10 protein-coding genes are annotated in these 11,561 nt (G+C 74.6%); 7 read left to right on the top strand and 3 right to left on the bottom strand.

Annotation, left to right across the window (positions count from 1 at the left end; genetic code table 11):
- Positions 1 to 71 precede the first annotated feature (71 nt).
- The gene (locus tag NI25_RS28365) at positions 72 to 1,055 is read left to right on the top strand and encodes a helix-turn-helix transcriptional regulator (RefSeq protein ID WP_061445166.1); all 984 of its coding nucleotides are present in this window, start codon (positions 72 to 74) and stop codon (positions 1,053 to 1,055) included.
- Positions 1,056 to 1,724: 669 nt separating this feature from the next.
- A complete protein-coding gene (locus NI25_RS39810) occupies positions 1,725 to 2,246 on the top strand; it encodes a DUF4240 domain-containing protein (RefSeq protein WP_061445165.1) in 522 nt (173 codons plus the stop codon).
- Between the two features lie 14 nt (positions 2,247 to 2,260).
- Here NI25_RS39810 and NI25_RS28355 read toward each other — a convergent pair whose 3' ends face one another.
- The gene (locus tag NI25_RS28355) at positions 2,261 to 3,145 is read right to left on the bottom strand and encodes a peptidoglycan recognition protein (protein ID WP_061445164.1); all 885 of its coding nucleotides are present in this window, start codon (positions 3,143 to 3,145) and stop codon (positions 2,261 to 2,263) included.
- A 146-nt stretch (positions 3,146 to 3,291) separates the two neighbouring features.
- Between NI25_RS28355 and NI25_RS28350 the strand changes: the two genes are divergently transcribed.
- Positions 3,292 to 4,476, top strand: a complete 1,185-nt coding sequence (locus NI25_RS28350) for a MarP family serine protease (RefSeq protein WP_061445163.1) — start codon at positions 3,292 to 3,294, stop codon at positions 4,474 to 4,476.
- On the opposite strand, the gene NI25_RS28345 is transcribed toward NI25_RS28350, so the two are convergent.
- Positions 4,466 to 4,999, bottom strand: a complete 534-nt coding sequence (locus NI25_RS28345; RefSeq protein ID WP_061447133.1) for a GNAT family N-acetyltransferase — start codon at positions 4,997 to 4,999, stop codon at positions 4,466 to 4,468. The two genes, NI25_RS28350 and NI25_RS28345, sit on opposite strands and share 11 nt — an antisense overlap.
- Before the next feature lie 72 nt (positions 5,000 to 5,071).
- On the opposite strand from NI25_RS28345, the gene NI25_RS28340 reads away from it, so the two are divergent.
- Positions 5,072 to 6,004 carry a TIGR01777 family oxidoreductase gene (locus NI25_RS28340; protein WP_061445162.1) on the top strand — a complete coding sequence of 311 codons (933 nt, stop codon included), beginning with the start codon at positions 5,072 to 5,074 and terminating at the stop codon, positions 6,002 to 6,004.
- A 257-nt stretch (positions 6,005 to 6,261) separates the two neighbouring features.
- Complete coding sequence (locus NI25_RS28335; RefSeq protein WP_061445161.1) at positions 6,262 to 7,668, top strand: NAD(P)/FAD-dependent oxidoreductase; 1,407 nt, start codon at positions 6,262 to 6,264, stop codon at positions 7,666 to 7,668.
- A gap of 161 nt (positions 7,669 to 7,829) precedes the next feature.
- Here the strand turns inward: NI25_RS28335 and NI25_RS28330 are convergent, their stop codons facing one another.
- Entirely contained in the window at positions 7,830 to 9,293 is a 1,464-nt protein-coding gene (locus NI25_RS28330; protein ID WP_061445160.1) for a hypothetical protein, read from the bottom strand.
- Positions 9,294 to 9,527: 234 nt separating this feature from the next.
- Here NI25_RS28330 and lipB point away from each other — a divergent pair, with 234 nt between their 5' ends.
- The gene (lipB, locus tag NI25_RS28325) at positions 9,528 to 10,328 is read left to right on the top strand and encodes a lipoyl(octanoyl) transferase LipB (protein ID WP_061445159.1); all 801 of its coding nucleotides are present in this window, start codon (positions 9,528 to 9,530) and stop codon (positions 10,326 to 10,328) included.
- A 175-nt stretch (positions 10,329 to 10,503) separates the two neighbouring features.
- Positions 10,504 to 11,457 carry a lipoyl synthase gene (gene lipA, locus NI25_RS28320; protein ID WP_061445158.1) on the top strand — a complete coding sequence of 318 codons (954 nt, stop codon included), beginning with the start codon at positions 10,504 to 10,506 and terminating at the stop codon, positions 11,455 to 11,457.
- The last annotated feature ends 104 nt before the right edge of the window (positions 11,458 to 11,561 follow it).

Here is an 11,561-nt window from a genome sequence, read left to right as displayed (position 1 = left end):
ACCACGGGCAGTGAGAGGAGGCCCCCGCCACCGAGGCGGGGGCCTTCCGCGCCCTCCGGCATCATGTGGGGATGCGCGCTGCCCGACTGATCAAGATGGTGCTGCTCCTCCAGTCCCGCCCGGCCATGACCGCCGCCGAGCTGGCCCGGGAGCTGGAGGTGTCGGAGCGAACCGTCACGCGGGACGCGCAGGCCCTGTCGGAGGCGGGCGTGCCGGTGTACGCGGAGCGCGGCCGGGCCGGCGGATACCGCCTGATCGGCGGCTACCGCACCCGCCTGACCGGTCTGGCGCGGGGCGAGGCGGAGGCGCTGTTCCTGTCCGGGGTCCCCGGGGCGCTGCGCGAGATGGGCCTGGAGGACGCGGCCTCGGCGGCCCGCCTGAAGGTGTCGGCGGCCCTGCTCCCCTCCCTGCGGGACGCCTCCCGTACGGCGGCGCAGCGGTTCCATCTGGACGCGCCGAACTGGTTCCGCGAGCCCGAGACGCCCGAGCTGCTGCCCGCGGTGGCGGACGCGGTCTGGGACGACCGGCGCGTCGCGGCGCGTTACCGGCGCGGGGAGGAGGAGGTCGTCCGGGAGCTGGAGCCGTACGGCCTCGTGCTGAAGGCCGGGGTCTGGTACCTGTGCGCGAGGGTCGCGCGGGCGGCGGGTGACGGTGCGTTCCGCGTGTACCGCATCGACCGCTTCACGGCGGTGGAGGCGGGCGAGGAGCGCTTCGACCGGGACGGGGACTTCGACCTGCCCGCGTTCTGGGCGGAGCGGGCCGAGCAGTTCGCGCGGTCGATCCTGCGGGCGGAGGTCGTGGTGCGGCTGTCCGCCGACGGCGTACGCAGGCTGCCGTACGCCGTCGAGGCGCTGTCCGCGCGGGTGGCGCTGGAGGCCGCGGGGGCGCCGGACGCGGACGGCTGGGTGACGGTGACGCTGCCGGTGGAGTCGGAGGAGGTCGCGCACGAGCAGCTCCGCGGGCTGGGGCCGGAGGTGGAGGTGCTGGCACCGGCGTCCCTGCGGGGGCGCTTCGCTCGGGATGCGGGGCGGTTGGCGGAGTTGTACGGGAGGTGAGCCGACGGGGTGCTGCGGCCCGGCGTGGGCGTGGCACCCGGCGTGGGTGCGGGGTGGGCCCACCGGCCCCGGGGTTGCCCGGTCACCCGGCGTGGGTGTGGCGCGGGGCCGGTCGCGCGGCCCGGCGCCCGCGGGGTGCCCGGCGCGGGTGCGGGGGTGGGTGACGCGGCCCGGCGTTGCGGGGTGCCCGGCGTGGGTGCGGGCCGGGGTGGGTGACGCGGCCCGGCGTTGCGGGGTGCCGCTGCGCCCACCCGTGCCGCCCCAGCGGCACGACTGCCCGCAGCTACGACGACGGCGGCCGGCAGCCGCGTACGGCGAGGAGGGGGCGGGTCGGGGGGTGTCCGCCCGCAGCGGTTGGCGCGTCAACGCCCCGCGCCTCTGTAAGTGACCGATTCCGCGCCGTTCCGAGGACGGACACCCCCCGGCCCGACCCCGACCCACAACGCACCCAAAGCGCTACCCGCACCCCCACCGAACCCGCACAGGCGCCGCAGGCACCCCGCACCCCCACCGCCGAAGGCACCCGCACAGGCGCCGCAGGCAGCCCGCGCCACCGCCGGAAGCAAACGCGCCGCAGGCACCCCGCCCCACCGCCGGAGGCACCCGCGCATAACGATCCGCCGTACTCCGCGTGCGCCGCTCGCGCTCAAGGCAGATGCTGGACCCGTGATGGACGAGACGGAGTTCTGGGAGCTGATCGACGACGCGCGCCGGCGCGCTGACGGTGATCCCGAGGACCAGGCCGACCTGCTCGTGGAGCGGCTGCTCGGCATGGACCCGGACCTGGTGCTCGACTTCGCCCGCCACTTCGAGGCCCGCTACAACCGCGCCTGCGCCTGGGACCTGTGGGCCGCCGCGTGGGTGCTCCTCGGCGGGGCGAGCGACGACGCGTTCGACTTCTTCCGCTGCTGGCTGATCGGCCAGGGCCGCGAGGTCTACGAGGGCGCCGTGCACGATCCCGACTCGCTCGCCGAGCTGCTGGACGACTTCGACGACGAGCTCGACGGCGACGGCGAGGAGCTGGGATACGCGGCCGACGAGGCCTACGAGCAGCTCACCGGCTCCGTCGCTCCCGACCTGGGCATCGCGCCCGCGCCCGCCGAGCCGCTGGGTGCGCCGATCGACCTGGAGAACGACCGCGCCCTCGCCGAGCGCCTGCCCCGCCTGTGGGCGAGGTTCGGCCCGGGCTGAGACGACGGGAGCGGTCAGGCGCGGCCCTGGAGACGGGCCGCCGTGTCCCTGATGTCGCCGAGGCGTGCGGTGAGGGCCGCGCCCGGGCAGCTGGTCGCGTAGCCGTCGTCGTGGCCCGCGACGGCGGGCAGCGTGGCGGTGGCGCCCGCGGCGAACCGGCTGAGGCCGTTGCTGGAGACGAGGGCGACCTTCCCCCGCGGGTCGGTGCCGCTCTCGCCCAGTTTCCAGGCGGCCACGGCGGCGATCGCGTCGGTCAGCGCATCGGGGACGGGCACGCCCTCGGTGTAGGTGCCGAGGGCGGCGATGCCGGTGGTGCGGTGGTTGAAGCCCTGGGTGTGGGCGCCGGTGACGGGACGGTCGATCCCGCCGGCCCGCCCCTCGTAGACGGTGCCGCAGCGGTCGACGACGAAGTTGTAGCCGATGTCGTCCCAGTCCCGGGCGCCCGTCTGCCCCTGGTACACCCCGCGCAGGATGGCCGGCACGTCGGCGCAGTCGTAGCCGTTCGGCGTGTCCGTGTGGTGGATGAAGACGGCGACGACCTTGTCGTCGTAGCGCGGGGCGGGCTGGGCGCGGGCGGCGTCGCCCAGCCAGACCGACCGGGGCACGATGTCGGGCCGGGGCGCGGCATACCGGTCGGCGGCGGCCGGGGCGGCGCGGGCGGTCTGTTCGTCGGCCGCCCGTTCCACTCCGTTCGCGCACAGGAAGAGCGCGGCGACGGCGGCCAGGCCGGGCAGTGCGCCGAGCAGCGCCCGCGCCGCGACCGGCGTGCGGGCGGCGCCGGGTATGCCGGAGGTACGGCGCTCCCGGGCCCGGCGCGGTCCTCGGAAGACTCGCATGGTCCTACTGTCCGGCGGATCCGCTCTGTCCGCGATGTGTGGTGTGCCACCCGGTGGAACCATCGTCCCGGTGCACGGCGTTCCACGGTTGACCGCACACGTTCGCTCGCACGGGGTAGCCGTTTTCGGACAGCCGTGCGCCTCAGGCTGATCATCGGCCCGGTACGGCACGTACTGAGGGTCCCGGGTCCGGCAGAAAGGCGGTTCGCGTGGACCTGCTCGACATTGTGCTGCTGCTGGTGGTGCTGGCCTACGCGGCGTCCGGGTACCGGCGCGGGCTGGTGGCCGGCTGTGTGTCGCTGGCCGGCTTCGTGGGCGGTGCGGTGATCGGCGTGTGGATCCTGCCGTGGGTGATGGACCTGGTGGCGCGGGGCTCGACGGCGGCGACGGTGGTCGCGGTGGTGACGGTGCTGCTGCCGGCGATGGTGGGCCACGAACTGGCGGGGCGTCTCGCGCTGCGGCTGCGCCGGGAGCTGGACGCCGGTCCGCTCCGGGTGGCCGACGGGATCGGCGGGGCGGTGGCGAACGCGGCGGCGGCGCTGATCGTGGCGTGGGTGGCGGCGAGCGTGCTGGCGGCCTCCTCGTCCTCGCTGCTCACCTCGGCGATCCGGGAATCGAGTGTGCTGGGCGGGGTCCAGCGGGTGATGCCGGACACCACACCGGCCTGGTTCTCGCGGGCGACGTCGGCGCTGTCGGACGCCGGGTTCCCACAGGTCTTCAACCCGTTCGAGAACGACTCGGCCGCCGAGGTCGCCGAGCCGTCCGGCGACAGCGTCACGCCCGCGGCCACCCGGGCGGCCAAGCTCAGCACGGTGAAGGTGGAGGGCGTGGCCGGCACCCAGGGCCGGGAGGGCAGCGGCTTCGTGTACGCGCCGGAGCACGTGATGACCAACGCCCACGTGGTGGCCGGCATCGACGACCCGACCGTGCGGGTCGGCGGGGTGGGCCCGGCGCACGAGGCGCGGGTGGTGCTGTTCGACCCGGACAAGGACGTGGCCGTGCTGTACGTCCCCGGCCTGAGGGCGCCGGTGCTGCGGTTCGACGAGGACGCCGCGCGGGGCGACGCGGCGGTGGTCGCGGGCTATCCGCAGGACGGCGCGCTGGACCTGCGGGCGGCGACGGTGGCGAACCGGATCCGCGCCACCGGTCAGAACATCTACAACGACGAGAGCGTCACCCGGGAGATCTACTCGGTCCGTTCCACGGTCCGCCCGGGCAACTCGGGCGGCCCCCTGCTGACCACCGACGGCCGGGTGTACGGCGTGGTGTTCGCCCGTTCCACCTCCGACGCCGAGACCGGCTACGTGCTGACGGCGGCCGAGGTGGCGCCGGAGGCGCGCGACGCGGCGAACGCCACGCGGGCGGTGGACACGGGCGAGCCGGTCACGTCGTGAGCGCAGCCCCGCCCGGGCCGCCCTGGCCGTGCCGGCCGGTGAGCATCTGTCCCATCAGGACGTCGTCGACGTACCGGCCGTCGAGGTGGAACTCCTCGGGCTGCACGCCCTCGACGACGAAGCCCTCCGACTCGTAGAGCTTCCGGGCGGCCGTGTTGTGGCCGAGGACCCGCAGGGTGATCCGGCGGAAGCCCCCCTGCCGGGCCTCTTCGACGGCGGCCCGGACCAGGGCCCGCCCCACGCCGTGGCCGCGGGCCGCGTCGGCGACGGCGAGGCCGCGGATCTGGCGGACGTGGGCGTTGGAGGCCAGCGGGGTGGGGAGGCCGAGGCGGACGTAGCCGACGACGGCGCCGTCGAGTTCGGCGACCAGGTGGGCCTCGGGCCCGCAGGTGTCGCGGAAGAAGGGGTCGTCCGGTCCCGGCGGGGGCGAGACGGCGTGCAGGTAGGACCAGGTCTCGAGGTCGATCCGGCGCAGCGGCTGCTCGTCCTCGGACCTGGCGTTGCGTATGTGCGGGGCTGGCATGACGGTCACTGTACGACGCGGTGAGGGGGAGCGTTCCGTGGTTTTCTCCGGGCCGCCCGGCAGGATGGGGCCATGAACGACGGACGCGTGAACGACGGACGCCTGGGCACGGGACGTTCCCGCATCGCGGTGGCCGGCGCCTCCGGTCTCATCGGCGGCGCGCTGGCGCGGTCCCTGACCGCGGACGGGCACGAGGTGGTGCGCCTGGTGCGGCGCGCGCCCGGGGGCCCGGACGAGGTCCGCTGGGACCCGGAGAACGGGCGGGTGGACGCGGCCGGGCTGGAGGGCTGCGACGCGGTGGTCAATCTGGCCGGGGCCGGGGTGGGCGACCGCCGCTGGACCGACGCGTACAAGACGCGCATCCGCAGCAGCAGGGTGCACGGCACGACGGCGCTCGCGGAGGCCGTCGCCTCGCTGGAGCGGCGGCCGCGCGTCTTCGTGAACGGCAGCGCGATCGGCTTCTACGGCGAGACGGGCGACCGGCCCGTGGACGAGGACGCGCCCGCCGGGGAGGGCTTCCTGCCGGGCCTGTGCGTGGAGTGGGAGGCCGCGGCGGCCCCGGCGCGGGAGGCGGGCGTGCGGACGGTGTTCACCCGGACCGGGCTGGTCGTGGCGCGCGGGGGCGGCGCCTGGGGGCGGCTGTTCCCGCTCTTCCGGGCGGGGCTCGGCGGGCGGCTGGGCGACGGGTCGCAGTACTGGTCCTTCGTGGCGCTGCACGACGAGGTGGCGGCGATCCGGCACCTGATGGACCGGGACGACCTGTCCGGCCCGTTCAACCTGACCGCCCCTCAGCCGGTGACGAACCGTGAGGTGACGGTGGCCATGGGGCGGGTGCTGCACCGCCCGGCGCCGTTCGCGGTGCCGGCGCCGGTACTGCGGGCGGCGCTCGGCGAGATGGCGGGCGACGTGCTCGGCAGCGCCAGGGTCCTTCCCGCGCGCCTGCTGGACTCGGGCTTCCGCTTCGCGTTCCCGGAGATCGACGGGGCGATCCGGGCGGCGCTGTAGGCGTACGCGTGTCGTACACCGCCCCTGGCGCCTGGACGACGGCCGAACGGCGACCGGTCGCCGACCGATTGGCAACCGAGTGCCGACCGAACGGCGGCCGTATCGGCCCCGCATGCGACCGGTGTGCGACCGTGTACCGCCTCCGTGCGACTCCCCCTGACCGTTCCTGACCCTAACCTCGTCTCGAACTCGGGTATTCCTCAAGCCTGTTGGGGGCATGACGTTCCCAGCGGCCGCGCAACCTCGAGGAGGGGCACGTGCTTGAGCCCGCGTACCAGGCGGACGTCGTCGTCGTGGGGGCCGGGATCGCCGGACTCGCCGCGGCGGAACGGCTGACCAGCGCAGGAGTGACGACCACGGTCCTGGAGGCCGCCCATACGGTGGGCGGCCGGATGAGCACCGAGAAGGTCGACGGTTTCCGGCTCGACAGAATCGGACAGCTGCTGTCCACGGCGTATCCCGAACTGCGCCGCACCCCCGGGCTCGACGGCCTCGCGCTGCTGCCCTTCGCCCCCGGCGTCCTGCTGCACAGCGAGGGCCGGCACCACCGCGCGGGCGCCCCGGCGGGCGTACGGAGCGCGCGGGGCGCACTCCATGCGGTACGCGCCCTCGCGAGCGCCCCCCGCTCGATCTCCGTGCCCCGGCGCACGATCCACACAGCCGGGGCCGCACCCGGCAGTCCCGCCACGGCGCCCCGCACCCGCGCCGGCGCCCCGCTCGGCACCGCGGTGGACCAGGCCCGGCTCGGTGCCGCGCTGGCCCGGCTGGCGCACACCCCGGCCGAGCGGCTGCTGACCCGCCCGGAACTGCCCGCCGCCCGGGCGCTGGCCGCCCGCGGACTGCCGGCCCGCACGATCGACGGTTTCCTGCGTCCGCTGCTCGCCGCCCTGCTGTACGACCCGGACCTCACGACCTCCAGCCGGTGCGCGGACCTCGCGCTGCGCGCCTTCGCCGGCGGGCGGCTGGCGCTGCCGGAGGGCGGCGCGGAGGCCCTGCCGGAGCACATGGCGCGGTCGCTGCCGCCGGGCACCGTGCACACCGGGGTGCGCGTCACCTCGGTGGCGACCAACGCCGTGACCACCGCGGAGCACGGCGTCATCCGCTGCCGGGCCGTCCTGGTGGCGACCGACGCCCGTGCGGCGGCCGATCTGCTGCCGGGCCTGCGGGTGCCGGACTTCCACCCGGTGACGGTGGTCCACCACACCACCGACGAACCGCCGACGACCGGTGCGTCCCTGCTGCTCGACGCCGACCGCGGCGGCCCGGTCGCCCACACGGCGCAGATCAGCCGAGTGGACCCGTCCCGCGCGCCCGCCGGCCGCACCCTGGTCTCGTCGACGGTCCTCGGCCCTCCCCCGCCCGACCTCGACACCGCCGTACGCATCCATCTCTCCCGCCTCTACGGCACCCCGACCGACCGCTGGGAGACCCTCGCCGTGCACCACACGCCCGAGGCGGTGCCCGCGATGCGCCCGCCGCACGACCCGCGCAGGCCGGTACGGCTGCTGGCCGGGCTGTACGTGTGCGGCGACCACCGCGACACCAGCACCGTCCAGGGCGCGCTCCACTCGGGCCACCGCGCCTCGGCGGCGATCCTGTCGGACCTGGGCCTGGACCGCCCGATGCACTCGGCGGAGTCCGTGGGCCCGGCCCGGGCGGCGTGACACCGGTCCGGACGGACCCCGGAAGGCCACGCCATCCCGACCGGCACGGGGCCCGGGTCCACCGCCCGCAGGTGCGCGGTGCTCGAACCGGCGGTGGGGCCTCGGTGGGCCGGCGCCGTCCCGGGCCGTCGCCGCCGGGGCGGCACGCGTCGGCCTCTCGTCTACCCGAGGGCCGCCACCTTGTCCCGGTACCCCCGGACGGGGGCCGCGTCCCGGTACGGCTCCAGACGGCGTTCGAAGTCGCGGACGTACTCCGTGGCGCGCACCGAGCGCATCTCGGCCGCCTGCCCCGCCGCCTCCGCGGCCAGCTGGCAGGCCTGGTCGAGTTCGCCGAGGCCGAGACGTGCGGTGGCGAGGACGACCCGGCTGAACAGCCGGCTGCGGGCGTAGACGGGGGCGCGCAGTTGCAGCGAGCGCTCCGCGTGCTGGGCGGCGGCGCGGAACTGCTGCAGGTCGCGGTGGCAGTGCCCGAACTCGTCGGCGAGCTGCGCCTCGTCGAAGAAGCGCGCCCAGTGGGGCACCTCGTCGCCCGGCCGGGCGGCCTCCAGCGCCCGCTCGGCGCGCACCAGGGCCGCGGTGCAGGCCCGCACCTCCCCGAGGACGGCGTGCGCCCGTGCCTCGGCGGCGTGCAGCAGCGTCTGCACGACCGGCGGCGCCGAGCTGCCGACCCCCTGCTGCGCCACCCGCGTGAGCTGCACGGCCTCCCGCCCGTGTCCCAGGTAGACGGCCTGCCGGCTCATAGTGACCAGCACGTACGAGCCGTACGCCCGGTCCGCCGCCGCCTGTGACAGCCGCAGGGCCTGCACGAAGTAGCGCTGGGCGAGTCCGTGGGCGGCGATGTCGTACGACGTCCAGCCGGCGAGCCGGGTCAGGTCGGCGGCGGCGGCGAAGAGGCGCCGGCCGGTCTGCTCGCCGTAGGTGCCGCGCAGCATCGGCTCCAGCTCGTGCTCCAGGTAGCGCACGAGGGCCTGGCGGGCGTGTCCGCCGCCGTACCGGTCGTCGAGGCTGCGGAACAGCTCGCCGACCGAGCGCAGGGCGGCGAGGTCGCCGCCGCTGACCTTCTGCCCCGGGCCGCGTTCGGCCGGGGTCCGGCGCCTGGACGGGTCGAGCGGGACGGCGAGCCTCGGGGGCGCGGGGCGGCCCTGCGCGGGGATGCGGACGGGCACCTCGGTGCGGGCCACCTTCTCGTCGGCGCGGCCGATCAGCCAGTCCCGGCTGGGCACGACGAGCCCGGCCGGGGTGAAGGCGATCTTCCGCAGCTCGGCATGGCTGCCGGAGTCCTTGCGCCACAGCCCGCCGACGATGTCGACCGCCTCTTCCGGGCTCCCGGCGAACTCCAGGCCCGCGTAGACGGGCGCGCAGGCGTCCAGGCCGAGGTCCTGGGCGGTCAGGCGGCGGCCCAGGCGCCGGGTGAAGACCTCGGCGATCAGGGCCGGGGTGGTGCCGCGGGGCTGCTGGCCGCGCAGCCACCGGGTGACGGACGTCTTGTCATATCTAAGGTCCAGGCCGTGTTCGAGCCCGAGCTGGTCGACGCGACGCGCGAGACCCGCGTTCGAGAACCCCGCTTCGGCGATGAGCGCGGCGAGCTGGCGGTTGGCGGTGCGCTGCGCGGGTCGTTCCGTCATGGTGCGGTGCGGTCTCCTGCCTTCCGGGCGTTCGAAGTGCCCGGAGCGCCTGTGAGCAGCCCTTATGGCCTCGTGAAGGCGTGAATGTAGCGGAGAGTAAGCACCCGATCGCACAATTCACCCGGCATTCATCCGATCGTGTGAGGATTGCCCGCCCGGCTGACGACGCACGGACGGTCGTACAGTGGCGTGGGCACGCTTCGTGCCTTACGACCTTGCAGGGAGGCACGTGCCGTGAGTGAGCTGCGCTTCGTCCGGATGGGGTTCGGTGCCGAACGCGTCGACTACCAGGAGGCGTGGGACGAACAGCGCCGGGTGCACGCCGCGCGGTTCGCCGACGAGGTTCCCGACACCGTGCTGCTCCTCGAACACCCGCCGGTCTACACCGCCGGCCGGCGCACCGAGGACAGCGAGCGGCCGCTCGACGGCACCCCGGTCGTCGACGTGGACCGCGGCGGCAAGATCACCTGGCACGGACCGGGCCAGCTGGTGGGCTACCCGATCCAGAAGCTGCCGCGCCCCGTCGACGTGGTGGCCCACGTCCGGCGCCTGGAGGAGGCCCTGATCCGCACCTGCGCCGAGTTCGGCCTGGAGACCACCCGGGTCGAGGGCCGCAGCGGCGTCTGGGTCCTCGGCGACCCGCTCGAGCAGCGCCCGAAGCTCGGCGGCCTGTCCCTGGACTTCGACCCGCGCCTGACGGACGAGGAGTTCGACCCCCGTCTCAACGGCCCCGAGTACGCCCCGTCCAACGCGGGCCAGCGCCGCGAGGACCGCAAGATCGCCGCCATCGGTATCCGGGTCGCCAAGGGCGTCACGATGCACGGCTTCTCGTTCAACGTGAACCCCGACAACAAGTGGTTCGACAAGATCATCCCCTGCGGCATCCGCGACGCGGGGGTGGCCTCCCTGGCGAACGAGCTCGGCCGTGACATCACCGTCGAGGAGGTCCTCCCGGTGGTGGAGCGCCACCTGCGGGACGTCCTGGAGAACGCGGAACTGAAGCCGAGGGAGATCGAGAAGACCCCGGCGGCATGAATCCGGCGCCGGGGGCATAAATCCAGCCCGTCCGGCGTTTGATGACGCGGCCCGTTCAGGGCCGATGCGGGGGCCTGGGGGCGGCAGCCCCCAGAGGCCAGCACCCTCGCCGGGCATTCAAATCAACGGGCGTACGCTTAAGAACGCCGAAGAATCAATCGCTAGGGAGCCGGTCGTGTCCGCAGTCGCACCCGACGGACGCAAGATGCTGCGCCTGGAGGTCCGCAACAGCCAGACCCCCATCGAGCGCAAGCCCGAGTGGATCAAGACCCGGGCGAAAATGGGCCCCGAGTACACCAGGATGCAGAACCTCGTGAAGGGCGAGGGCCTGCACACGGTCTGCCAGGAAGCCGGCTGTCCCAACATCTACGAGTGCTGGGAGGACCGCGAGGCGACCTTCCTCATCGGCGGCGACCAGTGCACCCGGCGCTGCGACTTCTGCCAGATCGACACGGGCAAGCCCGAGGCGCTGGACCGCGACGAGCCGCGCCGCGTCGGCGAGTCCGTGGTCACGATGGACCTGAACTACGCCACCATCACCGGCGTCGCCCGCGACGACCTCCCCGACGGCGGCGCCTGGCTGTACGCGGAGACGGTGCGCCAGATCCACCAGCAGACCGCGCAGCGCGCCGACGGCCGCACCAAGGTCGAGCTGCTGGCCCCCGACTTCAACGCGGTCCCGGAGCTGCTCCGGGAGGTCTTCGACTCCCGCCCCGAGGTCTTCGCGCACAACGTCGAGACGGTCCCGCGGATCTTCAAGCGCATCCGCCCCGGCTTCCGCTACGAGCGCTCCCTGAAGGTCATCACGGACGCCCGCGACTACGGCCTGGTCACCAAGTCGAACCTGATCCTCGGCATGGGCGAGACCCGTGAGGAGATCAGCGAGGCGCTGAAGGAACTGCACGAGGCCGGCTGCGAGCTGATCACCATCACGCAGTACCTGCGCCCGTCCGTGCGCCACCACCCCGTGGAGCGCTGGGTCAAGCCGCAGGAGTTCGTGGAGCTCAAGGAGGAGGCCGAGCAGATCGGCTTCTCCGGCGTGATGTCGGGACCGCTGGTGCGCTCCTCGTACCGGGCGGGACGGCTCTACGGGATGGCCATGGAGCAGCGCCGGTCCGCCACCGTGTGAATTCCCGCACAAGTTACTACTCGCCAGTAATGGCCGAGATGCCGCGGCCCCGACCGTCCTCGCTGATGAGGGCACCGGTCGGGGCCGCGCGCCCGTTCCACGGC

This window comes from Streptomyces sp. CCM_MD2014 (assembly GCF_000772045.1).
Classification (GTDB): Bacteria; Actinomycetota; Actinomycetes; order Streptomycetales; family Streptomycetaceae; genus Streptomyces; species Streptomyces salinarius.
This window is presented reverse-complemented; position numbering and strand designations above follow the sequence as displayed.